Raw genomic sequence first — 25,625 nt, forward strand, 5'->3', positions numbered from 1 at the left:
TCTTCGATCCATAAAAAGGAAAGGCCCGGTCGCCATTGGCGATCGGGCCTTTTGTTTTGATCGGGCTACGACGCCGACACGCGCTGCTTACGACACGCGTGCTTACGCGGCGGTCGAAGCCTTCCGTGCAGCCTTCTCCTGCGCGGCGGCGGCCTCGTCCTTGCGGATCTCCGACAGGCGCTTCTGCACTTCCGCCGAGAAGATGTACTGCGCCGGACGCTGCTTGGTCATGTCGATCTCGGGCGCCATCGGACCCGTGGTCCTGATGCCGCGCAGCGACACCCACATCGCCTTCAGCGGGTGGTTGATGGCTGCGGTCGCCGCCGTCGGCTCGTAGCCGCAATGGGCCATACAGTCGGCGCACTTCTCGTATTTGCCGGTGCCGTAGGTTTCCCAGTCGGTGGTGTCCATCAGCTCCTTGAAGGTCTTGGCGTAGCCTTCGCCGAGCAGGTAGCAGGGCTTCTGCCAGCCGAAGATGTTGCGCGCGGGCATGCCCCAGGGCGTGCACTCGTATTCCTGGTTGCCGGCGAGGAAGTCGAGGAACAGGCCGGAATGCATGAAATTCCACTTCTTGCCCTTGCCCATCGCAAAGACGTCGCGGAACAGCTTCTTGGTCTTGGTGCGGTTGAGGAAGTGCTCCTGGTCGGGCGCGCGCTCATAGGCATAGCCCGGCGACATCGAGACGCCGACACCGAGCTCGACGGTGAGGTCGAGGAACTTGGCGATCTCCTCGGCCGGATGGCCGTCGAAGATGGTGGCGTTGACGTTGACGGTGAAGCCGCGGGCCTTGGCCGCCTTGATTGCGGAGATGGCGCGGTCGAACACGCCCTTCTGCGACACGGCCTTGTCGTGGTGCTCCTTCAGGCCGTCGAGATGCACGGAGAAGAACAGATAGGGAGAAGGCTCGAACAGATCGAGCTTCTTCTCGAGCAACAGCGCGTTGGTGCAGAGCGAGACGAACTTCTTGCGCGCGACGAGGCCGCGCACGATCTCGCCGATCTCCTTGTGGATCAGCGGCTCGCCGCCGGGAATGGCGACCATCGGCGCGCCGCACTCGTCGGCTGCGTCCCAGCACTCCTGTGCGGTCATGCGGCGGTTGAGGATCGCGTCCGGATAGTCGATCTTGCCGCAGCCGACGCAGGCGAGGTTGCAGCGAAACAGCGGCTCCAGCATCAGTACGAGCGGATAGCGCTTGCGGCCAAGCAGTTTCTGCTTGAGCAAATAACCGCCGATACGCATTTCCTTGAAGAAGGGGATAGCCATTACAAGTTTCTTTCTGGGCTTGAAATTCGGGTGGGTCAGCTCGCAGCCAGTTGGGCCGGAAGCCGGAATTCGATGTTTTCCTCGCGGCCCGGCAGCACCGAGACCTTTACTGGTCCGATCCGCCGCATCGCTTCGATCACGTCATCCACGAGTACCTCGGGCGCCGAAGCGCCGGCCGTGACGCCGACGATCCTGGCATCTTTCAACCACTCCGGATTGAGCGCGCTGCCGTCGGCAATCAGATAACTCGCGACGCCGGCCTCAGTGCCGATTTCGCGGAGCCGGTTCGAGTTCGAGCTATTGGCAGCGCCCACCACCAAGATCACGTCGACCAGCTTGCTCAAGTCCCTTACCGCAGATTGGCGGTTCTGTGTCGCATAGCAGATATCCCGGATATCCGGGCCTTGAATATCTGTAAAGCGGGCCTGTAGGGCCGAAATGATGTCCTTGGTGTCGTCCACCGACAGGGTGGTCTGGGTGATATAGGCCACTGGCGTATCCGCCGGCAGCTCAAGGGCCTTAACCTCTTCAACGCTTTGGACCAGCAATACGGGGGCGGGAACCTGGCCCATCGTACCCTCGACCTCGGGGTGGCCGGCATGACCGATCAGGATCAGGGTACGGCCCCTGGCGATGTAGCGCTTCCCCTGATTGTGAACTTTCGTGACCAGGGGGCAGGTGGCATTGAGCACCGGAAGGTCGCGCGCGGCCGCTTCTTCCTCGACGCTGCGGGCGACGCCATGGGCGCTGAAGACCGTCACGGCCTTTGGCGGCACCTCTGACAGTTCCTCGACGAAGATCGCGCCCTTGTTTTTCAGGCTCTCGACGACGTACTTGTTGTGCACGATCTCATGGCGCACGTAGACGGGCGGGCCGTACTTTTCCAGCGCCCGTTCCACGATCTCGATCGCACGCACCACTCCCGCGCAAAAGCCGCGCGGTTGCGCCAGATAAACTTCCATTGGACGCCCATCACGCAAGTTGCACCAATCCGCTCTCAAGTCTCAGGGGACACCCCGATACGAACCAATGAGCTGCAATATCCGCACCATCGGTTTCGCCCACGCGGTAGCCGCCCACCCCTGTCGGGCTCCGGTGCATGGAGGCGCAGCACTTTGTGTCAAAAAATCGGCAGCAAGGAAAGAAGGAATGAACTTTGGTTCCCTGCCGGATCGCTTTTGCGGTATTATAGTAGCGTTCGCATGGTCAGCAAAGCGGTGACATTCGTGTTTGCCCCTTCGTCACTTTCCCGCCTCAACTCCACGGCTATACCGACCGCCCCGCATGATTTTGCCACGGTCTGTCGCCGTTTACCTCGAGCGTTCTGACGGCGATAACCCTTAAAACAGCGATAGGTTTCGGTCGGGAACTCCGTTAAACAGCGGGCGTTTCCGGCAAGCTGTTAACCGCAGAAAGAAAAGTAGTGCTGCAAAGCGTAGTCGTTGCCATCGTCAGGGCCTGCACCCGGTTTGCCTCCCTCGTCGTCGTTCTCGGGCTCCTGCTGGCGGTGGGGGCGGGCTATTACACATCCCAGCACTTTGCCATCAACACCGACATCAATTCGCTGATTGCCCAAAATCTGGACTGGCGCCAACGCGACCAGCAGTTCGATCGCGCCTTCGACCGCGATGCCACGATTACGGCGGTCGTCGAAGCCAAAACGCCGGAGATGGCGACCGCGGCGTCGGACGCGCTCTATGCCAAGCTGAAGGACAACAAGACCGACTTCCAGTCGATGCAGCAGCTCGGCACCGGCGAGTTCTTCGAGAAGAATGGCCTGTTGTTCCTGCCGACAGAGGAAGTCGCCAAGGTCACCGGCCAGTTCGAATCCGCGGCCCCCTTGATCGAGATCATGGCGGGCGATCCCTCGATCCGCGGCCTGACCGGCGCGCTGGAAACGGGACTTGCCGGCGTCAAGCGCGGCCAGGTCAAGCTCGACAGCACCGAGCGGCCCTTCAACCAGATCGCAAAGACGGTTGAGACCGTGCTCAACAAGGGCAACGCGACCTTCTCCTGGCGCGAGCTCGTCAGTGACGAGCCGCTGACGGATTCGGACAAGCGCGCCTTCATCGAGTTCAAGCCAGTCCTCGACTACAACGCGCTGGAGCCCGGCAAGGGCGCCACCGACGCGATCCGCAAGGCCGCAGTCGATCTGGATTTTTCGACCAAATATCAGGCGCGCGTGCGGCTGACCGGTCCGGTCCCGATCGCCAATGAGGAATATGCAACCGTCCAGGAAGGCGCCGTCGTCAACGGCGTCGGCACGGTCCTCGTCGTGCTGCTCATCCTGTGGCTGGCGCTGCATTCGGCGAAGATCATCTTCGCGGTGTTCGTCAATCTCTTCGTGGGTCTTGCGCTGACCACCGCCGCCGGTCTGATGATGGTGGGCTCGCTCAATTTGCTGTCGATCGCGTTCGCCGTGCTGTTCGTCGGCCTCGGCGTCGATTTCGGCATTCAGTACAGCGTCCGCTATCGCTCCGAGCGCTACAAGCACAACGATCTCTCGGGGGCGCTGATCCTGGCTGCCAAGCGCTCGGCAATTCCGTTGTCGCTGGCGGCAATGGCGACCGCGGCCGGCTTCCTCTGCTTCATCCCCACCGACTACAAGGGTATCGCCGAACTCGGCCAGATCGCCGGCGTCGGCATGCTGGTCGCGTTCCTCACCAGCATCACCGTGCTGCCGGCGATGCTGAAGCTGTTGAACCCGCCCGGCGAGAAAGAGCCGGTCGGCTACGCCTTCCTGGCGCCGCTCGATCACTTCCTGGAGAAGCACCGTGTGCTGGTCGTCGGTGGTACGATGTTTCTGGCGGTCGCTGGCCTGCCGCTGCTCTACTTCATGAAGTTCGACTTCAACCCGATGAACCTGCGCAACCCGAAGGCCGAATCGATCGCGACCTTCCTCGATCTGCGCAAGGATCCGAACACCGGCGCCAATGCCATCAACGTGATGACCACGTCGGAAGAGCAGGCAAGGCAGGTGGAGGCGAAGCTGGAGAAGGTGCCGGAGGTGTTGCGCGTGATGTCGCTCAACAGCTTCGTTCCTGAAGACCAGCCGCCGAAGCTGAAGCTGCTCGCGCAGGGCGCCAAGGTGCTGAACCCCGCGCTCAATCCCGACCAGATCGACGCCGCGCCGTCGGACAAGGAAAACGTCGACGCGCTGAAATCCTCGGTCGACAATCTGCGCCGGACCGCAGGCGATGCGAAGGGCCCGGGTGCGGTCGCCTCGCGTCGGCTCGCGGACGCGCTGGAAAAGCTCGCCAATGGTGACGAAGGCACGCGGAACAAGGCGCAGGACGTGTTCGTCGCGCCGATGAAGATCGTGTTCGACCAGCTCCGGAACGCGATGCGGGCCGAGCCGGTCACGCTGAAGTCATTGCCGGCAGATCTCGTCAGCGCCTGGAAGAGCAAGGACGGCATCATCCGCGTCGAAGCGCTGCCGAAGGGCGATCCCAACGACAACGACACGCTGCGCAAATTTGCGGCGGCGGTGCTCGTTGCCGAGCCGACCGCAATCGGCGGTCCGGTCTCGATCCTGAAATCCGGCGACACCGTGGTGAAGGCGTTTATCCATGCCGGCATTTACGCGCTGCTGGTGATCGGCCTGTTGCTGTGGATCACGCTGCGCCGGTTCGTCGACGTGCTGATGACGCTGGTGCCGCTGCTGGTGGCCGGCGCGGTGACGCTCGAGATCTGCGTGCTGATCGGCTTGCCGCTCAACTTCGCCAATATCGTCGCGTTCCCGCTGCTGCTCGGCGTCGGCGTGGCCTTCAAGATCTACTATGTCGTGGCCTGGCGCTCGGGCAGGACAAACCTGCTCCAGACCAGCCTGACGCGTGCGATCTTCTTCAGCGCGCTGACAACGGCGACCGCGTTCGGCAGCCTGTGGCTGTCGAGCCATCCCGGCACGTCCAGCATGGGCAAGCTGCTCGCGCTGTCGCTGGTGACGACGCTCGCCGCCGTGCTGCTGTTTCAGCCGGCCCTAATGGGCAAACCCCGCAATCTCAGGGAGTAGGCAGATGTCGCCGACCTGGTCGGCGGCGCCCTTCTGACCGGGTTTGGCAGTGCCGGCGGCCTTCGGGGCTGCGGGCGCAGGCTGCGCCGCTGTAGCGCCCGTCGTTCCCGGGGCTTTCGGCGCCGCGCCGGTGGACTTCGGCGCGCCCTTGGCCATGGCGTTGGCGGGGCTCAAGGGAATCGGGGGGCTGACCCGGGTCCAGGTCTCGCCACCGCACAGGAAGCCCATCACGCAGCCCTTGATCTCGAGCTGGTCGGTGCCAACCGGCGTGATGGTCGCGCTGTAGAGCTGGCCGTCCTTGGCGTTGTAGACCTGACCTTCCCATTGATCGGCGCCGGGCTTTTTCTTCATGTCGATCAGGGTCGCCATGCCCAGCGTGGGCCGGGTCTTTTTCGACGCGTCCGGATTGTTCTCGTCGCGGCCGCCGGGCTGTTTTTCCCAGGAAACCGCGCCCCACATGCTGCCATTGCATTGGGCGACACGAATGTTGGCGACGCCGTCGGCAACCCGCCAGTCGCCGGTCGGATCGGCGGCGAGCGCCGGGGTCAGGCAGGTGTAACCGCCAGCCAGTATTAGTCCGGTGTAAAGGGCTAAACGCATGATAGTTCCTTGGCAGTGCAACATGGTCTAAAGCTCTGCTTGCGAAGATGGTCCGAAAAAGGGCAAAAGGCCGCACAGACCGTTTTTGGCAACGGTCCGTTTTCAGTTGACGAGACGGCCCTCAACCGAAGTATGTAGCGGATGCACAGCCCAAATCCAGACATGTCTCAGCTGTTCGCGGACCGCCAGGCCCAGCGCAGCGTCCTGCATAATCGGCATCTGAACGAGCAGTTCGTCCGGGTTCTGAAGACCATCGGCTACGATGTCGGCTTCCAGAAGGGGCAGGGACAGTACCTCTACGACCGCGACGGGGCGCGCTATCTCGATCTCTTGTCCGGTTTTGGCGTGTTTGCGATCGGACGCAATCATCCTGTCATGCGCGAGGCGCTCAAGAGCGTGCTCGATGCCGACCTGCCCAACCTTGTCCAGTTCGACGTCTCGGTGCTCGCCGGCGTGCTCGCCGAGCGGCTTTTGAAGTACGTCCCCTATCTCGACAAGGCGTTCTTCGCCAATTCCGGCGCCGAATGCGTCGAAGCGGCGATCAAGTTCGCCCGCGGCGCCACCGGCCGCCCGGGCATCGTCTATTGTGCCCACGGCTATCACGGCCTGACCTATGGCGCGCTGTCGCTGACCGGTGATTCGAACTTCCGCACGGGCTTCGAGCCGCTGCTGCCGGGCTGCACCTCGATCCCGTTCAACGATCTCGCCGCGCTCGAAAAGGCGCTGGCATCGCGCGAGGTGGCCGCCTTCGTCGTCGAGCCGATCCAGGGCAAGGGCGTCAACATGCCCACCGACGAGTTCCTGCCGGGTGCGGCGGCGCTCTGCAAGAAATACGGCACGCTGTTCGTCGCCGACGAGATCCAGACCGGCATGGGCCGTACCGGCCGCTTCCTCGCGGTCGAGCACTGGAACGTCGAGCCCGACATGGTGCTGCTGTCGAAGTCGCTATCCGGCGGCCACGTGCCGGTTGGCGCCGTGCTGACGCGCAAGAGCATCTTCGACAAGATCTTCAACCAGATGGACCGCGCGGTGGTGCACGGCTCCACCTTCTCCAAGAACGACCTGGCGATGGCGGCCGGCATTGCCACGCTCGACGTCATGGAGTCCGAGAAGCTGATCGAGTCCGCCGCCAAGCGCGGTGCCGAGCTGCGCCTCGCGCTCACGCGCATGGTGCCGGGCTACGAGCTGTTGAAGGAAGTCCGCGGCAAGGGCCTGATGATCGGCGTCGAGTTCGGCCCGCCGAAATCGTTGCGGCTGCGGGCGTCCTGGAACGTGCTGGAGGCGGCCAACAAGGGCCTGTTCTGTCAGCTCATCACCGTGCCGCTGTTCAAGGACCACAAGATCCTCACGCAAGTCGCCGGCCATGGCAGCCACACCATCAAGCTTCTGCCGCCGCTCACCATCACCGAGGAAGATTGCGGCTGGATCGAGCGCGCATTCGACGACGTCATCGCCGGCAGCCACAAGGTCCCCGGCGCGATCTGGTCGCTCGGCAAGACGCTGGTGGACAACGCGGTGCGGCGGTCGGCGTAGCGTGGCGCTCACGCCGCCTTGGGCTTGTTTACAGTCTCGATGCGGTCGAGCGCTTTGCCGAGATCGCGTTTTGCGATCTGGATATCGTAGTCATTCTGAAGATTGAGCCAAAGCTCGGCTGTCGTACCGAGGGCCTTGGCGAGTCGAAGTGCTGTGTCGGCGGTGACCCCAGTCTGTTCGCTCGCGATTCGCTCGATTCGCGTGCGAGGAAGGCCGCATGTCTTGGCGAGCGCGCCAGCCGACATGTCTAGCGGAGCCAGAAATTCCTCCCGAAGAATCTCACCAGGATGCATGGGCTTTAGTTTTTTGGCCATCTCGCGTCTCCTAGTGATAGTCCACAATCTCGACCTCGGCGGCGCCTTGCGCTGTCCAGACGAAGCACACTCGGAACTGATCGTTGATCCTGATCGCGTGCTGTCCCTTGCGATCGCCCGCGAGGGCCTCCAGACGGTTGCCCGGCGGCGCCCTTAAGTCGCTGAGTTCGCTTGCTGCGTGCAGATAGCGCAATTTCCGACGCGCAACCTTCACCAGATCAGCCGGAAAGCCTTTAGGGCTTTCGCCGTCAAAGACCGCCTCAGTCGTCTTATCCCTGAAGGTCTTGATCACTCAAGCAATGTATCATTATCTGATACACAATTCAAGGCCACGCGTATCAACGAGGCCGCTACCCCTCCACATTCGCCTTCATCGCCGCCTCGAACTTGTCGACGAACTCGGCGAGCTCGTCGGCGCCGAGATCGCTGACGGCCCAGAAGTTCAGGCCGCGATTGCCCCAGCGCCGGCAGTTGAAGCCCTGCATGGTTTCGGTCTTGGGCGCGCGGTATTCCGCGTTCGATGTCTGCGACACGAACAGATTGACCACGTGCTGCCGGCGCTTGTAGACGACGGCACCGATGGCGCGTGCGTCGATATAATCGAGCCTGCCGCCGACCAGCGTAAAACCTTGCGCGGTGAGGTCGATCACGGGCGGGGCGACGTCGAGCTTGCCGTTGAACCACGGCTTCACCGTGTGCTGGTCGGTCGAGACCACGTCGATGAGGTGGCCGGCCTGGAGCGAGCGCAGATGCGCGGAGACGACCTCCGACAGGATGCGCTGCTGGTCATCCTGGCGCAGCACCACGGCGACGACGCCGGAGGCGGCGAGCGCGGAGACTGCCGAGCCCATCGCAAAGCCGCGCAGCACGGAGCGGCGGCTCGGCTGTCGACGCTGCGGCTGCGGCAGCGAAGCCTCGATACGCGCACGCAGGCTCGCCGGTGCGGTGTAGCGCAAATTGGCGTCCGCGAGTACGCGCTGCATGTCGCGTTGTGCGGCGAACTCCGCGGCGCAGGCCGGGCAGCCGGCGATATGGGCTTCGACCTCGCGCGCATGGCCGGCATCGAGCTCGTTGTCGAGCAGCGCGTGAAGCAGGATTCTTGCTTCGTCGCAGGTCATCTTGCTTGCTCCTCATCCGCCGTCCAGGCCGCGCGCAGCATGGCGCGGGCGCGGGCGAGGCGGGACATCACGGTGCCGACGGGCGCGCCGACGGCCTCGGCGATTTCACGATAGGACAGGTTGTTGATCTCGCGCAGCACGAATGTCTCCTTGAACGGCTCGGCAAGCGCGTCGATCAGCTTGCGGATCGCGCCCGCATCGCGGCTCCGCAGCACTTCGGTTTCGGGGCTTGCCTCGGTTTCCTGCCAGATCGGCGTCTGCTCGGCAGCGCCGGGCGTATCTTCGATCGCGCTGTGCCTGTGCGCGCGCCGTGCATATTCGGCATTGCAGACGTTACGCAGGATCGCGAACAGCCAGGGCTTCATCGCCGGCCCGCGATAGCTGTCGAAATGCTTCAGCGCGCGCAGGTAGCACTCCTGCACCGCGTCCTCGGCATCGGAGGCGTCGCGCAAGAGATAACGCGCGAGCGTGTAGACGTCGTCGAGATAGGGCAGCGCCGCCTCGCGGAAGAGTTGCGCCTTCTGCAAATCGTCGCTCACGGGCATCGCTCCTCGCTTTGCCTCTTGTTCTGGTCGTTGCGTCGTTTCGTCCCTGTTCGGTTCGTCCAAGTTCGCTTGGTCGGCGCGTGTGACGGAAGGCACACGAGCCCGGCCGGCGTGGGACCACCGACCGGGCAAGACGTTGATGCCTTGGTTCGAGATGTTACTCAACCTTGATCATCCCCGTCATGTGCGGGTGCAGAGAACAAAAATATTTGTAGTCGCCCGCATTGGTGAAGGTGAACGAGAACTTGTCGTCGGTGTCCAGGGTCTTGGACCTGAACTTTCCGGCTGACACCACGGTGTGGGGGATGTCGTCCCGGTTGGTCCAGGTCACGGTGGTGCCGACCTTGATCTTGAGCTCGGCCGGCTGGAAGACGAAATTGTCGATATGCACTTCCATGTTGTCGTCGGCACGGACGGTTGTGATGGGCAGCAGGAGGGCCGCGGCCACAGCGACACCGAAGTCGCGGCGATTGAGTGTCTTCATTGTCAGCTTCCGTTAGCCCTGCATCAACCCTGGAGCGGCGTGTCGATGATCGCGAGCCGCTGCTCGTTCTGCTTGAAGTTGATGCTGGCAACGCCGAGCATCGCGCGGAGCTTTGCGTCCTCGACCTTCATGGGTCCGGGCGAGGGTGCGGCTCCCGGCGCCGGCTGCGGGAAGGCGGTGGAGCGTGCGGTGTGGAAGGTGACGTTGCCCTCGACCTTCTGCATCACCTGGTGAATGTGACCGTTCAGCACGGTGACCGAGCCAAAGCCTTTCACCTGTTCCAGCGCGCGGGCGCCGTCCTCGGTGCCCCAGCCCCATTCGGGGTAGACGGTCCAGAGCGGGATGTGGGCGAACAGTACGATCGGCGTCGATTTCGACTTGCCGCGCAGATCGTCCGCGAGCCAGGCGAGCTGCTCGGCACCGAGATTGCCGAGGCCGCCGGCCTTGAGGTCGACGACATTGACGAGGCCGATGAAGTGCACGCCGCCGGCGTCGAACGAATACCAGCCCGCGCCCTTGGTGCCGTGGCCGTAGCGCTCGCGATAGAATTTTACTTCCTCGTCGAGGAAGTCATGCTCGCCGGGCACGTAATGCACGTCCAGCTTGCTCTGCGAGATGATGCGATCGGCATTGTCGAACTCGGCGGCCTTGGAGAGATGCGTGATGTCGCCAGTGTGGATCATGAACGACGGCTTGACCGGCATCGCGTTGATCTTGTTGACGGCTTCCTCCAGCGTGCCGAGCGCGTTGGGATTGGCCGGCTTGTCGAACCCGACATGGCTGTCGCTGATCTGGAGGAAGGTCATGCCGGGCGCGGCCGCGGTCGCAGCTTGCGCGGAATCGATGATGCCGAGCGAGCGCGGCACGCCGCCCGTGATGGTCCAGAGCACGCCGGTGCCGGCCCAGGTCATGCATTCCAGCACCTTGCGGCGACTGACGCCGTCGTCCCCGTGATCATGTCCGCTCATCGCGCGTCTCCTCTGGCCCGGAATTGGGCTTCGGGGAGGTGATTGGGGGAGGAAGGGACTTATTCCCGGTTGCGATGACGTTTTCGTGAGGGTGTTGTAGCCCGCATGGAGCGCAGCGGAATGCGGGATTCGGGGCGCGACAGGCCCCGGATTGCGCTTCGCTCCATCCGGGCTACGGACCGAAACGTGCGAATTCCCGCACAGCCTCCACCACGCGCGCCGGCACTTCCTGCGCGACACAGTGCCCGGCGCCCTCGAAGACCAGCGTGCTGACCTGCGGAATCAGCGACACGGCACGCGACGCCATCACCTTGTAGATCGATCCGGACTTCACGGCGGTCGTGATGCACACCGGGCAGTCGATCTCGGCGAGTCCTCCAAACGGGTTGCCGCGCGCATCACCAACGTAAACCTGCTCCATCGCCTCATAGATCGGACGCAGCATCGCGTACTCGATTTCGGGCGTGCAGCAGAGCCGCACCCGGCCATCGCCCAGCGGCACGAAGCCGTGTTGGACATAGGCCCGGAGCGACGTCTCGGTCCAATCGGCAAACGTCGACGCGGCGCGGTAGCGCTCGAACACGGACTCGGCGCTGTCGAACTCGGCGCGGCGGCGCAGCGTGCCCTCGACGCCGGCGAGGGATTCGTCGTTCAATCCTCCGGAGCGCGCCGTGCGCGGATCCATCACGGTCGGCTCCATCACGAACAGGCGCGTGAAGCAGCCCGGCCGAAGTTTCGCTGTAAGCAGAAGATCGGTCGCACCGGCGCTGTGGCCGATGCCGTAGATGTGGCGCAGATCGAGTGCGTCGATCACCCGGCCAACATCCTCGGCGAAATCCAGGAAATGATAGGCGCCCGGTTTGTGGCTGGCGCCATGACCGCGGCGGTCGAGCGCGTAGACGGTGTAGGTCGATGCAAGCTCGCGCGCGACCTCGTCCCAGACGTCGGCGACGAAGCCGGTGCCGTGCACGAGGAGCGCGGGCGGCATCCCGCTCTCGCCCCATTGCAGCATGGCGATCTGCGCATCAGCGGGGCCGATCGAAAAGCGGTGCGGGTTGATCATGGTGGAGATGCTACTTCGCATCCTCCAAAATCATCGTCGCGCCCTTCTCGGCGATCATCGCGGTCGGCGTGTTGGTGTTGCCCGACGTGATGGTCGGCATGATCGAGGCATCGACAATGCGAAGGCCACCGAGACCGTAGAAGCGCAGGCGTTCGTCGACTACAGCCATCGGATCGCTCACCGCGCCCATCTTCGCGGTGCCGACGGGATGGAAGATGGTGGTGCCGATGTCGCCGGCAGCCTTCGCGAGCGAGGCATCGTCGTCGCCAACGGTAGGGCCGGGCAGATATTCGCTCGGGCGATATTTTGCGAGCGCCTTCTGCTGCATCAGGCGGCGGGTGGTGCGGATGGCATCGGCGCCGACCTGACGGTCGTCATCCGTTGAAAGATAGTTCGGCGCGATGATTGGCTTCTCGTCCGGCGTCGCCGAACGCAGACGCACCGTGCCGCGCGATGTCGGCTGGAGATTGCAGGCGCTCACCGTGATCGCTGGAAAACGGTGCAGGGGATCGCCGAACTTGTCGAGCGACAGCGGCTGCACGTGGAACTGGATGTTGGCGCGTGCGCGCGTCGCATCGGAGCGCGTGAAGATGCCGAGCTGCGACGGCGCCATGGTCAGGGGACCGCGACGACGGAAAGCGTAGTCGAGCCCCATCAAGCCGCGGCGAAATAGGTTGTAATAGGTCTCGTTCAGTGTGCGCACGCCCTCGACCTTGTAGATCGCGCGCTGCTGGAGATGATCCTGCAGATTGCGGCCGACGCCGGGCTTGTCCATCACGATGTCGATGCCGAGCGGCGACAGCCAGTCGGCGGGCCCGATGCCGGAGCGATGCAGCACCTGCACCGAACCGATCGAGCCTGCCGAGAGGATCACCTCGCGTTTGGCGCGCGCCTCGATGATCTCGCCGTTCTGGATGAAGCGCACGCCGACGGCGCGGCCCTGCTCGATGATGAGACGGTCGACCAGCACGTGCTTCTCGAGCCGCAGATTTTGGCGGTTCAGCGCCGGCTTGAGGAAGCCGCGCGCCGACGACCAGCGCCGGCCGCGCTTCTGATTGACGTGGAAATAGCTGGTGCCTTCGTTGTCGCCGGTGTTGAAATCCGGGATGCGCTTGATGCCCATCTCCTCGGCCGCGTCGCCGACGGCGTCGAGAACGTCCCACGACAGCCGCGGCGCCTCGATGCGCCAGCCGCCGCCGGCGCCGTGATGCTCGCTCGCGCCGAGGAAATGATCCTCGAGCCGCCTGAACAGCGGCAGCACGTCGTCATAACCCCAGCCGGTCATGCCGAGCTGGCGCCAATGATCGTAGTCCGCTGCCTGTCCGCGCATCGAGATCATGGCGTTGATCGCTGAAGAGCCGCCGATCACCTTGCCACGGGGATAGGCAAGCGAGCGGCCGTTCAGGCCGGGCTCGGCCTCCGTCTTGAACATCCAGTCCGAGCGCGGATTGCCGATGGCGAAGAGATAGCCGACGGGAATGTGGAACCAGATCCAGTTGTCGTCGCCGCCGGCTTCGAGGACGAGGACGCGATTGCTGGAATCGGCCGACAGCCGGTTGGCGACGATGCAGCCCGCCGTGCCGGCCCCAACGACGATATAGTCAAACTCACCTTCGAGCCGCCTTGGCATTCTGCTTCCACCCAACAGGCGTCGTGCCCGGGCTTGTCCCGGGCATCCACGCGCTTTCCATTCTAATAGTCAGACGTGGATGGCCGGGACAAGCCCGGCCATGACGAGAGGACAGAGCTACCCCAGACCCCCGGCAGTTGGGTGGACTGGTGCTTGCATGGTAGACATTCCTGCCTTTTCAACAAAGCTTGAGACCCTCCATGCCCATCGTGAACCGTGTCGCCGACCTTCAACCCGATATTCAGGCCTGGCGCCGGGACATCCACGAGCATCCTGAGCTGCTGTACGACGTCCACCGCACCGCAGCATTCGTCGCGGACCGCCTGCGCGAATTCGGCTGCGATGAGGTCGTGACGGGCCTCGGCCAAACCGGCGTGGTCGGTGTGATCAAGGGCAACAAGCCAGCCGGCGAGGGCCTGAAGACCATCGGTCTGCGTGCCGATATGGATGCGCTGCCGGTCGAGGAGCAGACCAACTTGCCCTACGCTTCGAAGACTCCGGGCAAGATGCACGCCTGCGGCCATGACGGCCACACCGCGATGCTTCTCGGCGCGGCCCGCTATCTCGCCGAGACCCGCAATTTTGCCGGCGATGCGGTGGTGATCTTCCAGCCGGCCGAGGAGGGCGGCGCCGGTGGCCTGGCCATGGTCAAGGACGGCCTGATGGAGCGCTTCGGCATCGAGCAGGTCTACGGCATGCACAACGGTCCGGGCATTCCGGTGGGCTCGTTCGCGATCCGGCCGGGTCCGATCATGGCGGCGACCGACGAGGTCGATATCCTGATCGAGGGTCTCGGCGGCCATGCCGCGCGGCCGCACAAATGTGTCGATTCCGTTCTGGTCGGCGCGCAGGTGATCACGGCGCTGCAGTCGATCGTCGCGCGCAGCGTCGATCCGCTGGAATCGGCCGTGATCTCGATCTGCGAGTTTCACGCTGGCAACGCCCGCAACGTCATTCCGCAAACCGCGACACTGAGGGGTACCATCCGCACGCTGTCGCCGGAGGTGCGCAAGCTGGTCGAGAAACGTGTGCACGAGGTGGTGGCGGGCGTGGCGCAGATTACCGGCGCCAAGATCGACCTGCACTACAAGCGCAATTATCCCGTGGTGAACAACCACGCCGCGGAGACCGAGATTGCACGTCGCATCGCCGGGCAGGTCGCGGGCGAGGCCAACGTGCACGAGATGTCGCCGCTGATGGGCGGCGAGGATTTCGCCTACATGCTGGAAGCGCGCCCCGGCGCCTTCATCTTCTGCGGCAACGGCGACAGCGCCGGCCTGCATCACCCCGCCTACAATTTCGACGACGAGGCGATCGTTTACGGCACGTCGTATTGGGTCAAGCTGGTCGAGGAATCACTCGCGGCTGCGTAAGGTCAAGTGTAAGGCCAAGCCTAAAGAACAAATGAAAAGGGCCCGTGCATCGCACGGACCCTTTGTCTTGGAGTGACGCGATCGGCTTCAGAAGATCCGCGAGAAGATCACGTACAGCGTGCCCGACAACAGGATGGCGACCGGCAAGGTCAGCACCCAGGCCATCACCATGTTCCTGATGGTGGCGACCTGGAGACCCGAGCCGTTCGCGGCCATGGTGCCGGCGACGCCGGACGACAGCACGTGGGTTGTCGAGACCGGCAGGCCGAACACGTCGGCGGCGCCGATCGTGGCGGCGGCGACGAGCTCGGCGGAGGCACCCTGCGCGTAGGTCAGATGGGTCTTGCCGATCTTCTCGCCGACGGTGACGACGATGCGCTTCCAGCCGATCATGGTGCCGAGGCCGAGCGCGATCGCAACTGCAACCTTCACCCAGGTCGGGATGAACTTGGTCGCGCTGTCGAGCCCGCCCTTGTAGGCGTTCAAGGTCGCGACCTCGTCCTTGTTGAGGTCGTTTTCCTTGTCCTTCATCAGGAAGCGGATCGCTTCCGAGGTCAGGTACATGTCGTTGCGGGTGTTGCCGACGACTTCCGCCGGCACCTTGTTCAGCGAACCGTATTTCGCAACCTGCTCGCCGACATCCTTCACCAGCACTGACAGCGAAGGGTAGGTGCCTTCGCTGATGTGATGCGAGGTGACGTACCGTGTCACCGCAGGACGGGGATCGCCGATGATCGCATGGCCGGCGCCCTTGGCCGCAACCACCTTGGAGGCGGCTTCCGAAACCTTCGCGAACTGGGCAACCTGCGACTCCGGCAATGCGCGGTTGAGCGCATAGGCCGTAGGCACGGTGCCGATCAGGATCAGCATGATCAGGCCCATGCCCTTCTGACCGTCGTTCGAACCATGGGCGAAGCTGACGCCGGTGCAGGTCAGGATCAGCAGGCCGCGGATCCAGATCGGCGGGGCCTTGTTGCCCTCGGGGGCGGCGTAAAGCGCCGGGTTCTTGATGATCACCTTGAGCAGCAGCAGCAGGCCGGCGGCGCAGACGAAGCCGACCAGCGGCGACAGTAGCAGCGCATAGCCGATCTCGGTGGCCTTGCCCCAGTCCACGCCCGATGTGCCGTCGCGGCCGCGCATCAGCGCGTTGGCAACGCCGACGCCGATGATCGAGCCGATCAGCGTGTGCGAGGAGGAGGCCGGCAGGCCAAAATACCAGGTGCCGAGGTTCCAAAGGATCGCGGCGATCAGCAGCGCGAACACCATCGCGAAGCCGGCGCTTGAGCCGACCTGCAGGATCAGCTCCACCGGCAGCAGCGAGACGATGCCGAAAGCCACCGCGCCGGAGGACATGAGCACGCCGAGGAAGTTGAAGAAGCCCGACCACATCACCGCGACTTCGGCCGGCAGCGAATGGGTGTAGATCACGGTCGCAACCGCGTTGGCGGTGTCGTGGAAACCGTTGACGAATTCGAAGCCGAGCGCGATCAGGAGCGCAACGATAAGGAGGATATAGGGCAGGTAGCTCGTGACCCTGGTGCCGGTCGCATCGACATCGGAATAGATGCTGTAGGCCACATAGAGCAGGCCCGCGGCGAGGATGCCGAAGAACAGGATCATCGTCAGCGGATTGAAGCCCTTGTCGAGATTTGGCCGCGAGGCCGGCTGGATCGGCGCGGGATCGGCTACCGCGCGGTCGAATGCAACATCGGTCATGTCTGGACGCCCCTTAACTTTCTGTAAGGGCTATTGTCCCCGATGGATTTGAAGGCTGGATGACAACCGAGGCTTGAAAGCCGTTTTCCCGCCTGTATTTAGGCGGCGCGTACCGCTTTCTTCTGCAAACTGGCGACGATTTTCAAATCGTCGACAAAACGCTGATATTCCAAGTCCTTGGCTTCCGGATCGGGCAATCGCAGCAGATAGGACGGGTGCACCGTCACCAGCGCCTTGTGACCGTCGGGAAGGTCGATCAGCCGGCCGCGGGTTTTGCCGATCGGGGTGATCTTGCCGAACACGCTCTGCGCGGCGGTCGCGCCCATCGCGACGATGAGATCGGGCTGGATTACGGAGACTTCCCGCTCATACCACTGCCGGCAGGCCTTTATCTCAGGCGTATTCGGCTTCTGATGCAGGCGGATTTTGCCGCGCGGCACGAATTTGAAGTGTTTCACCGCGTTGGTGACATAGACCTTCTTGCGGTCGACGCCGGCTTCCGCCAATGCGCGGTCGAGCATCTGGCCGGCCGGACCGACGAAGGGATGGCCGGCGAGGTCTTCCTTGTCGCCGGGCTGTTCGCCGACCAGCATGATATTGGCGGACTTCGGGCCTTCGCCGAACACGGTCTGGGTGGCGTCCTTGTAGAGATGGCAGGCCCGGCAATGCGCGGCCTCCTCGCGGAGCGCATCGAGGTCGTCGGCAGCAGCTTTGCGTCCCATGATGGCTTCCGGACGTGGGGAGATCCGTCCGCCGGTCCAGCGTTCGGCATCGGCGAGCAGAGGTCCGAGTATCGATCCAAGTATCGATGTGTCCTGGAGGTTCCTCCGGGGCTTCACCGGCGCATCAGTCGTCATCAGCCGGCCGGGTTGGAAATGGCGCCGCCAGGTTTCCTCGAGGCGGCCTGGGGCCGGCCACTCCGTCCGGCTGATCCCGGGCGTGAAGGAGATCGCGTGACCGTTCCAATGGGCACAAATATCAGGCGTGAGGATTGACCAGGGCATATCGGCAAAACGACGCGCGAAGAACGGCGCGGCGAATGCGACGATGTGATGCTCCGGCTCGAACCAGGCGGCGTAGTGCGCCTTCTGCTCGCGCCCGATCTCGCGGAAGCGGACGAGGTCACGCATCCGCTGAGCATCGCGCTGCACAGCGCCTGCCATCGCGGTTGCCTGCGCCACGTCGGGATCGCTCATCACGCCCAGCAGATCGTGATCGGCCTTCAGTCGCCACAGCAGGCGATAGAGCAGCGCAAAGCGCTCCTCGTCGCGATGCAGGATCGCGACACGGGCGAGCTCGATGAAATTGGCCGGCACGGTGAACGTGCTCTCGGTCTCGACCGGCGGAAGGCGTGGCGCTTCGGACAGGCCGGGTGGCATCTGGTCTTTCGTTTGACCTTGCACGTTCCACACCACGTCCGCCGGTGCGACTTGATGCAGCGCGAATGCGCGTGCGGTTTTACGCCAGCCGTCGAAATCGGTCTCGCTGTCCAGGGTGATGAAGTACATGGTACTCGAATCCTCTTGATTTCGCTCATGAATCCATGGGCGCGCCAATTCGATTGACTCTCCGGACGCCGTTAGCTTTATATTAGAACATACCATGAACAATTGAGCCAGCCGTTGGTTCTCTTTTTGAGAGCCACCGGCAATCACCCCCTGAAGGAGCGGCGAGCATGAGCGGCGCACGAAGAAGCGCGCTTGCGACCTTGCGCGGCCAGATCGAGCGCATCGAGACGGCGGAGGTCGTGCATCATCGCGACCGCGTCGCGCTCGGCCATAGCGAGGCCGACAGCGCGCTGAATGGCGGGCTCGCGCGCGCGGCAATCCACGAGGTGTTTTGCGAAGGACGTCAGGGCGCGGCCGCGACGGGCTTTGTCACCGGCCTTGCGGGGCGCGTGACGGCACGCAAACCGTTGCTGTGGGTGCGGCAGGATTTTTCAGAAATTGAAACCGGCGCGCTGTCGATGAGCGGGCTCGCCGACATCGGTCTCGATCCACGCCGCATGGTGATGGTGCGCGCCGCCGACGTGGAGAGTGCGCTACGGACTTCGGCCGATGCGCTCGCCTGCGACGCGCTGGGGGCCGTCGTGCTCGAGCTCTGGGGTGAGACCAGTCAGTTCGATCTCGTGGCGAGCCGCAAGCTGACGCTCGCCGCACAAGCGTCAGGTGTGACCGGGCTCTTGCTACGCATGGCCGCGCAACCTTTACCCTCGACCGCCGAGACCAGATGGATGCTGCGCGCGGCGCATTCGCCGCCGGGGCCGGTGTGGAGTGCTTGGGGCGCGCCGCGCTTCGATGCCGAGCTCTTGCGCAATCGTCATGGCCCGTGCGGCCGGTGGATCATGGAATGGAAATGTGATGAGTGCCAGTTCTCTGAATCGTCGACGTATCCTCAGCCTGTGGCTGCCGCGCCTGCCCATCGACCGGATCCAGCGGTTCTTTGGCAACGTCGGACTGCATAAGAATGATGAGCCCTGCATCGTCGTTGCCAAGGACAACAACGCGCTGGTGATCCATGCGCTGGACGAGGCCGCCGAGCGCCTCGGTCTGCATATCGGCCAGCCCCTGGCCAATGCCCGGGCGATGTGTCCGGATTTAAAGGTGTTCGACGCCGATGCCGTGGCCGATGCGAAGACGATCAGCGACGTCGCCGACTGGTGCGATCGTTTCACGCCGCTGGTGGCGCTCGATCCGCCGCATGGACTGTTCCTCGACATCACCGGCTGTGCGCATCTGTTCGGCGGCGAGGCTGCGTTGTTGCAGACCCTTGTCCGTGCCCTCGATCGCCAGGGCTTTGCCGTCAGCGCGGCGATCGCCGGCACCTCGGTCTGCGCGCGCACGCTGACGCGGCAGGTCACGGGCACCATCGTCGCCGATGGCGGGGAGGCAGCGGCGATCAGCCGGTTTCCGGTGTCAGCGCTTGGTGCGGGCGAGGCCATCACCACGGGTTTGCGCCGTGCCGGCCTGAAGACCATCGGCGATGTCGCCTCGCGCACGCCGAGCGAAATCACGGCGCGGTTCGGCGCACGGTTCTCCACGCTGCTCGCACATGCGCTGGGGCAGGGCGATGCGCCGATCAGCCCGCGAAAGCCGCTGCCCGACTACATCGTGGAGAAACGCTTTGCCGAGCCGATCGCGACCGACACCATGATCGCGATGACGCTGTCGCGCCTGGCGGACACGTTGATCGCGGCGATGGAGAAGCAGGGCAAGGGCGCGCGCCGGCTCGAGGCCGCCTTCTTCCGCACCGACGGCGTGGTGCGCGCGATCATGGTCGAGACCGGACGTCCCGTGACGCGGAGTGCGGTGATCGACCGGCTGTTCCGCGAGCGCCTCGATGCGCTCGCCGATCCTCTCGATCCCGGCTTCGGCTTCGACATGGTGCGGCTGTCGGCAAGCCGCACCGAGATCGTGGTGCAGGAGCAGCGCGATCTCGACGCCCATGTCCACGACAATGACGAGCTTGCCGCGCTGATCGACCGCATCGCCGCGCGCATCGGCGGAAAGCGCGTCGTCGTGCATCTGCCGCAGGACACGCATATCCCTGAATGTGCGGTGCTGGCCGCACCGGCGCAGCATCATCTCGCCGTGGCCATGCAGGCCGAATGGCCCGCGCGCACCGAGAGTGAGCCGCCACTGCGCCCCTTGCGGCTGTTCGACAAGCCGGAGCCGGTCACGGTTCCGTTCGCGACCGTGCCCGACGGCCCGCCGCATCAATTCACCTGGCGCCGCGCGCTGCATGCGGTGGTGCGGGTGGAAGGCCCCGAGCGCATCGCCATGGAATGGTGGCGGCAGGACGGCAAGCAGCTGACGCGGGACTATTTCCGTATCGAGGATGCCGAGGGCCTTCGCTTCTGGATCTTTCGCGACGGTCTTTACGAGGGAGAGTGCTTCGACGCCGACGGCAAGCCCGTTCCTCCCGGTTGGTACGTGCACGGTCTCTTCGCATGAATACGCCCGCTTATGCCGAGATCGGCATCACCACGAATTTCTCCTTCCTGCGCGGCGGGTCGGATCCGCGCGCCTATGTGCACCAGGCCAGCATCCTCGGCATTCCCGCGATCGGCATTGCCGATCACAACACGCTCGCCGGTGTGGTGCGCGCCTACAAGGAGCTCGACAATGACAAGGTGCTGCACAAGCCGAAGCTTCTGATCGGCACGCGCATCGTCTTCATCGATAGTACGCCCGATATTCTGGTCTATCCGCGCGACCGCGCCGCCTATGGCCGGCTGTGCCAGCTTCTCACCAGGGGCAAGCGCGGCGACGACATCACGCGGATCGTGAAGGGCGAGTGCCATCTCACCTTCGCCGATCTCCTTGCGTTTTCGGAAGGCCAGCTCCTGATCCTGACGCTGCCGCATCGCTTCGATGCGGCGCAAGCGCAGGACATCCTCGCCAAGCTGAAGGCAAGTGGTGCCGAGGGCGTGTGGCTGGCGGCGAGCCTGATCTATCGCGGTGACGACCGCCGCCGCCTCGCGCAGCTCGATGATCTCGCCGCAAAAGCAAAAGTGCCGCTGCTTGCGACCAACGAGGTGCTCTATCATCACCCCGCGCGCCGTCCCCTCCAGGACGTGCTGACCTGCATCCGGGAAAAAACCACGATCGAGGCGGTCGGCCGGAAGCTGGAAGCCAATGCAGAGCGGTTTCTGAAGACGCCGAGGGAGATGGCGCGGCTGTTCCGCGATTTCCCTGAGGCTATCGCGGAGACCACGCGCTTTGCGGACAAGATCACCTTCTCGCTCGACCAGCTCAAATACCAGTATCCGGACGAGCCGGTACCGCGGGGCAAGACCGCGCAAGGGCATCTGGAGGATCTGACCTGGGCCGGCGTCGACAAATATTTCGATGGCAAGATCGACGACAAGCTGCGCGCCACCCTGAAGAAAGAACTCGCGCTGATCGCCGAGCTGAAATACGCGCATTACTTTCTCACCGTGCACGACATCGTGCATTACGCGCGCAGCCAGAGCATTTTGTGCCAGGGGCGTGGATCGGCGGCGAATTCGGCGGTCTGCTACGTGCTCGGCATCACCTCGGTCGACCCGACCAAGGTCGATCTGCTGTTCGAGCGCTTCATCTCCAAGGAACGGCTGGAGCCGCCCGACATCGACGTCGATTTCGAGCATTCGCGGCGCGAGGAGGTGATGCAATATGTCTATCGCCGTTACGGCCGCCATCGCGCCGCGATCATCGCCACCGTCATTCATTATCGCCCGCGCAGCGCCATCCGCGACGTCGGCAAGGCGCTGGGCCTGACCGAGGACGTCACCGCCGCACTCGCCGACACCGTCTGGGGAAGCTGGGGCAAGGGTCTCAACGACATGCAGGTCAGACAGGCCGGCCTCGATCCGCAAAATTCCATGATCAACCTCGCGGTCGAGCTCGCGACCGAGTTGATCGAATTCCCGCGTCATCTGTCCCAGCATGTCGGCGGCTATGTGCTCACGCAAGACCGGCTCGACACCTATGTGCCGATCGGCAATGCCGCGATGGACGATCGCACCTTCATCGAATGGGACAAGGACGATGTCGACGCGCTCGGCATGATGAAGGTCGACGTGCTCGCGCTGGGCATGCTGACCTGCATCCGCAAGTGCTTTGATCTGATCGACCAGCACAAGGGTGAACGCTGGGTGCTGGCGAGCGTCCCGCAGGATGATTCCAAAGTCTACGACATGCTGTGCGATGGAGAGTCGCTCGGCGTGTTCCAGGTCGAGAGCCGCGCGCAGATGAACATGTTGCCGCGGCTGAAGCCACGGACCTTCTACGATCTCGTCATCGAAGTCGCGATCGTGCGGCCGGGACCGATCCAGGGCGACATGGTGCATCCCTATTTGCGGCGGCGGAACGGCTTGGAAAAAGTGAACTATCCATCGCCGTCACCGGAGCATGGCGACAAGGACGAGCTTTACAGAGTGCTGCACAAGACGCTCGGCGTGCCCTTGTTCCAGGAGCAGGCGATGCGAATCGCGATCGAAGCCGCGAGGTTCACGGCCGAGGAGGCCAACGGCCTGCGCCGTGCGATGGCAACGTTCCGCAATGTCGGCACCATCGGCAAGTTCGAAGACAAGATGATCGGTAACATGATCGCGCGCGGCTATGCGCCTGATTTCGCCAGAAACTGTTTCGAACAGATCAAGGGTTTTGGCAGTTACGGCTTTCCGGAAAGCCATGCTGCAAGCTTTGCACAGCTTGTCTACATCTCCTCATGGTTGAAGCATTATCACCCTGATGCATTCTGCTGTGGCCTCCTGAACTCGCAGCCCATGGGCTTTTACGCCCCGGCGCAAATCGTCAGCGACGCCCGCAAGAACGGCGTCGAGGTGCGCGACATCGACGTGTCCTGCAGCTTTGCTCAGAACACGCTGGAAGAGGGAGGCGGCAAATATTGCGCCGTGCGCCTGGGCTTTCGCCAGATCGACGGTTTCCATTGGCTCGATCAGGATGAGGAGCGCCTGAAACGTCTCCAATCGTCGTTCTCCATTGCGCAATTGCGCAATGTGGGCGCACCACTCGGCGCGAGCCCGGAATCCATCGGACCGCATACGCCTGGAGGCATGGATTCCGGGGTCGATGCGTCGTCCCGGAATGACAAGTCGAAAGACTGGGCCGACCGCATCGTCGCCGCCCGCAACCGCCGGCCCTTCACCTCGCTGGAAGACTTCGCCCGCGACACCGGGCTGCCCAAGCGCGCGCTGATCCTGCTCGCCGATGCCGACGCGTTTCGCTCGCTCGGGCTCGACCGCCGCGAGGCGCTGTGGCAGGTGCGGCGCTTGCCCGACGATGTGCCGCTGCCGCTGTTCGAGGTGGCCACCGCACGCGAGCAGCCGGACGAGCACGCCAAGCCGTTGCCGGTGATGCCGCGTGCCGAACAGGTGGTCGCGGACTACCAGACCATTCGCCTTTCGCTCAAAGGCCATCCGATGGAATTTTTGCGCGAGATGTTTACGCGCGAGCGCATCGTCGCCTGCAAGGACATCAATCATGAGAACGAGCGGCGCCGCGTCCGCTGTGCCGGCGTCGTGCTGGTACGGCAGCGGCCGGGCAGCGCCAGCGGCGTCGTGTTCATGACACTGGAGGACGAAACCGGCATCGCCAATGTGGTGGTATGGCCGAAGATCATGGAGCAGTACCGCAAAGAGGTGATGGGCGCGCGCCTCATCCTGGTCGAGGGCTACATCCAGAGCAGCCCCGAGAAGGTGACGCACCTTATCGCCCAGCGCATGATCGACCGCTCGCACGATCTGGTCGGCCTCGCCGACGACGCCCTGAGCCGCAAGCATCCGATGCCGGCAGGCGCCGCCCCGATCGCGCCGCTCAACGACGACCCTCGCGCCCGCACGGATGCGCCCGCGCAAAAAATCCGCCATCCCCGCAACGTCCGCATCCTGCCGCCGTCGCGGGATTTTCATTGAGGAATGTAGCGCTCTCTGCTGCCACACCGTCATTGCGAGCGCAGCGAAGCAATCCAGACTGTCACCGCGGAGAGATGCTGGATTGCTTCGCTGCGCCCGCAATGACGCGTTTTTTGAGGTGATGACTTCCACACGCTCGGTGTCATACCCAGCGGAGGCGGGGTATCCAGTACACCGCGGCTGCTCGGTTCAATCCGCCCCCTCGGAGTACTGGATCGCCCGATCAAGTCGGGCGATGACAGTGTGTCCCTAAAAATTCACCCGGTTCGAGATCGCACCGTCCACGACCAGATTGGAGCCTGTGGTGAACCCCGACACCGGGCTTGCCAGAAACACCGCGGCGCTCGCGATCTCCTGCGGCGTCGCCATGCGTCCCGTTGGATTGCGCTTCATCGCATCCTTGTAGCGCTCGGGCATGTTCTGCTCGATCGTATTCCAGACGCCGCCCTTGAAATAGACCGTGCCAGGCGAGACCACGTTGACGCGGATCTTCTTCTTCGCGTATTGCCGCGCCAGTCCCTTGGCCATGTGGATCAGTGCCGCCTTGATCGGGCCGTAGGAGCTCGCGAGATCGGCCTGCGCCGCTGAGATCGAGGAGATGATGACGAAGGCGGCGTCGCCACTCTTCTCGCCGCTGGCCTCGAGGAACGGCCGCGCGGCGTCGAACGCATGGACGGCGCCGAGCAGGTCGAGCCGAAAATTCTGCTCCCAAGATGCGGCATCATGGCCTTGCGCCATCGCACCCGCATTGGAGAACAGCATGTCGATGCCGCCAAGCTCCTTTGCAGCATTCTCGATCCAGGATTTCAGCGCCGCGCCGTCGGTGACGTCGACCGGGCCGCCGGTCGCGCGGATGCCGCTGGCCTTCAACTCCGCAACCGTGGTGGCAACCTGATCGGCGTTGCGTGCGCACACCGCGACATTGGCGCCTTCACCGGCCAGCGTCGCCGCAATCGCCCGCCCGATGCCGCGCGTGCCGCCGAGCACGATGGCGTTCTTGCCTTCGAGACCGAGATCCATTGTTGGTTTTCCTTTTTGTTGATCGTGTGCACCGTTGTGGCAAGTGAAGCGCAATGCCTCCCCAATGTCGTCCTGGCGAAAGCCAGGACCCATTACCACAGGCCGCAGTCGTTACGCGATGCTGTGGCCAGGGCATATGGCCACAACATTCGACCGGGGCAATGGGTCCTGGCTTTCGCCAGGACGACGCCAAGCGTGTGGTCGATCGCGCCGCTCACATCGATGGCCCTCACTCCGGTGCCGCCCCCACCGGCGGGCCGCCGGGCGGGCGGTGCAGGAATGTCAGTGAGGCATAGGCGCCGGCCCAGGAGCCGATCGCGGCGAACGCCACATAGAAAGCGTTTTCGGTGTAGCTGATCACCGCATAGGAGGAGAGCAGGTACCAGACCGCGCTCCAGTTCGCCGCGGGCACGCGCTTGCGCGCGATCACGGCCGAGGTGAACATGACATAGACCGCGTCGGTGGCCGCCGTTGCGATGAACACGGCGCCTGCGGTGAGGGGATCGATGGCGGCCATTGCATGTCCTTGTGTGCTAATGCGATGGTCGCAAAACTAAAGGGAGAGA

At 63.8% G+C, this 25,625-nt stretch carries 21 protein-coding genes; 6 read left to right on the top strand and 15 right to left on the bottom strand.

From position 1 onward, the window contains the following. Positions 1-102 precede the first annotated feature (102 nt). Positions 103-1,263, bottom strand: a complete 1,161-nt coding sequence (gene hpnH, locus JQ591_RS00265) for an adenosyl-hopene transferase HpnH (protein ID WP_211394042.1) — start codon at positions 1,261-1,263, stop codon at positions 103-105. Between the two features lie 35 nt (positions 1,264-1,298). Beyond that, positions 1,299-2,225: a 4-hydroxy-3-methylbut-2-enyl diphosphate reductase gene (gene ispH, locus JQ591_RS00270; RefSeq protein ID WP_027516858.1), complete on the bottom strand. Its 927-nt coding sequence runs from the start codon at positions 2,223-2,225 to the stop codon at positions 1,299-1,301. Positions 2,226-2,686: 461 nt separating this feature from the next. On the opposite strand from ispH, the gene JQ591_RS00275 reads away from it, so the two are divergent. Further along, a complete protein-coding gene (locus tag JQ591_RS00275) occupies positions 2,687-5,275 on the top strand; it encodes an MMPL family transporter (protein ID WP_211394043.1) in 2,589 nt (862 codons plus the stop codon). Here JQ591_RS00275 and JQ591_RS00280 read toward each other — a convergent pair. Continuing rightward, a complete protein-coding gene (locus JQ591_RS00280) occupies positions 5,243-5,875 on the bottom strand; it encodes a DUF2147 domain-containing protein (RefSeq protein WP_211394044.1) in 633 nt (210 codons plus the stop codon). The two genes, JQ591_RS00275 and JQ591_RS00280, sit on opposite strands and share 33 nt — an antisense overlap. Positions 5,876-6,016: 141 nt before the next feature. Between JQ591_RS00280 and hpnO the strand changes: the two genes are divergently transcribed. Beyond that, on the top strand, positions 6,017-7,408 hold the full coding sequence (gene hpnO, locus JQ591_RS00285) for an aminobacteriohopanetriol synthase HpnO (protein ID WP_211394045.1): 1,392 nt from the start codon (positions 6,017-6,019) through the stop codon (positions 7,406-7,408). 8 nt (positions 7,409-7,416) lie between these two features. Here the strand turns inward: hpnO and JQ591_RS00290 are convergent, their stop codons facing one another. The 8 genes from JQ591_RS00290 to JQ591_RS00325 form a co-directional block, all read right to left on the bottom strand. Next, positions 7,417-7,722 carry a HigA family addiction module antitoxin gene (locus JQ591_RS00290; RefSeq protein ID WP_211394046.1) on the bottom strand — a complete coding sequence of 102 codons (306 nt, stop codon included), beginning with the start codon at positions 7,720-7,722 and terminating at the stop codon, positions 7,417-7,419. Between the two features lie 10 nt (positions 7,723-7,732). Further along, positions 7,733-8,014, bottom strand: a complete 282-nt coding sequence (locus JQ591_RS00295) for a type II toxin-antitoxin system RelE/ParE family toxin (protein WP_211394047.1) — start codon at positions 8,012-8,014, stop codon at positions 7,733-7,735. 58 nt (positions 8,015-8,072) lie between these two features. Further along, on the bottom strand, positions 8,073-8,840 hold the full coding sequence (locus JQ591_RS00300) for an anti-sigma factor family protein (RefSeq protein WP_211394048.1): 768 nt from the start codon (positions 8,838-8,840) through the stop codon (positions 8,073-8,075). Beyond that, on the bottom strand, positions 8,837-9,385 hold the full coding sequence (locus JQ591_RS00305; RefSeq protein WP_211394049.1) for a sigma-70 family RNA polymerase sigma factor: 549 nt from the start codon (positions 9,383-9,385) through the stop codon (positions 8,837-8,839). The genes JQ591_RS00300 and JQ591_RS00305 overlap by 4 nt, the downstream gene beginning before the upstream one ends. Positions 9,386-9,542: 157 nt before the next feature. Continuing rightward, on the bottom strand, positions 9,543-9,869 hold the full coding sequence (locus JQ591_RS00310) for a cupredoxin domain-containing protein (protein ID WP_211394050.1): 327 nt from the start codon (positions 9,867-9,869) through the stop codon (positions 9,543-9,545). A 23-nt stretch (positions 9,870-9,892) separates the two neighbouring features. Further along, on the bottom strand, positions 9,893-10,837 hold the full coding sequence (locus tag JQ591_RS00315) for a metallophosphoesterase family protein (RefSeq protein WP_211394051.1): 945 nt from the start codon (positions 10,835-10,837) through the stop codon (positions 9,893-9,895). A 172-nt stretch (positions 10,838-11,009) separates the two neighbouring features. Next, the gene (locus JQ591_RS00320; protein ID WP_211394781.1) at positions 11,010-11,900 is read right to left on the bottom strand and encodes an alpha/beta fold hydrolase; all 891 of its coding nucleotides are present in this window, start codon (positions 11,898-11,900) and stop codon (positions 11,010-11,012) included. A gap of 10 nt (positions 11,901-11,910) precedes the next feature. Beyond that, a complete protein-coding gene (locus JQ591_RS00325) occupies positions 11,911-13,530 on the bottom strand; it encodes a GMC family oxidoreductase (protein ID WP_211394052.1) in 1,620 nt (539 codons plus the stop codon). Positions 13,531-13,730: 200 nt separating this feature from the next. Here JQ591_RS00325 and JQ591_RS00330 point away from each other — a divergent pair, with 200 nt between their 5' ends. After that, positions 13,731-14,903, top strand: coding sequence for a M20 aminoacylase family protein (locus JQ591_RS00330; protein WP_211394053.1), 1,173 nt, complete (start codon positions 13,731-13,733; stop codon positions 14,901-14,903). 87 nt (positions 14,904-14,990) lie between these two features. Here JQ591_RS00330 and JQ591_RS00335 read toward each other — a convergent pair whose 3' ends face one another. Both JQ591_RS00335 and JQ591_RS00340 read right to left on the bottom strand, forming a co-directional pair. Next, positions 14,991-16,619: an inorganic phosphate transporter gene (locus JQ591_RS00335; RefSeq protein WP_211394054.1), complete on the bottom strand. Its 1,629-nt coding sequence runs from the start codon at positions 16,617-16,619 to the stop codon at positions 14,991-14,993. Between the two features lie 98 nt (positions 16,620-16,717). Beyond that, complete coding sequence (locus JQ591_RS00340) at positions 16,718-18,127, bottom strand: UdgX family uracil-DNA binding protein (protein ID WP_211394055.1); 1,410 nt, start codon at positions 18,125-18,127, stop codon at positions 16,718-16,720. 167 nt (positions 18,128-18,294) lie between these two features. Here JQ591_RS00340 and JQ591_RS00345 point away from each other — a divergent pair, with 167 nt between their 5' ends. The 3 genes from JQ591_RS00345 to JQ591_RS00355 are packed head-to-tail and all read left to right on the top strand — an operon-like array spanning position 18,295 to position 24,039. Continuing rightward, the gene (locus JQ591_RS00345; protein ID WP_211394056.1) at positions 18,295-19,083 is read left to right on the top strand and encodes an ImuA family protein; all 789 of its coding nucleotides are present in this window, start codon (positions 18,295-18,297) and stop codon (positions 19,081-19,083) included. After that, a complete protein-coding gene (locus JQ591_RS00350) occupies positions 18,980-20,572 on the top strand; it encodes a Y-family DNA polymerase (RefSeq protein ID WP_211394057.1) in 1,593 nt (530 codons plus the stop codon). Before JQ591_RS00345 ends, JQ591_RS00350 begins: the two co-directional genes overlap by 104 nt. Further along, positions 20,569-24,039 (top strand): error-prone DNA polymerase, encoded by a 3,471-nt coding sequence (locus JQ591_RS00355; RefSeq protein ID WP_211394058.1) that lies wholly within the window; start codon positions 20,569-20,571, stop codon positions 24,037-24,039. The genes JQ591_RS00350 and JQ591_RS00355 overlap by 4 nt, the downstream gene beginning before the upstream one ends. Positions 24,040-24,288: 249 nt before the next feature. On the opposite strand, the gene JQ591_RS00360 is transcribed toward JQ591_RS00355, so the two are convergent. After that, positions 24,289-25,059: an SDR family NAD(P)-dependent oxidoreductase gene (locus JQ591_RS00360; protein WP_211394059.1), complete on the bottom strand. Its 771-nt coding sequence runs from the start codon at positions 25,057-25,059 to the stop codon at positions 24,289-24,291. A 229-nt stretch (positions 25,060-25,288) separates the two neighbouring features. Continuing rightward, positions 25,289-25,576, bottom strand: coding sequence for a hypothetical protein (locus JQ591_RS00365; RefSeq protein WP_008136644.1), 288 nt, complete (start codon positions 25,574-25,576; stop codon positions 25,289-25,291). Positions 25,577-25,625: the final 49 nt, after the last annotated feature.

This window comes from Bradyrhizobium canariense, from assembly GCF_018130465.1.
Lineage (GTDB): Bacteria > Pseudomonadota > Alphaproteobacteria > Rhizobiales > Xanthobacteraceae > Bradyrhizobium > Bradyrhizobium canariense_C.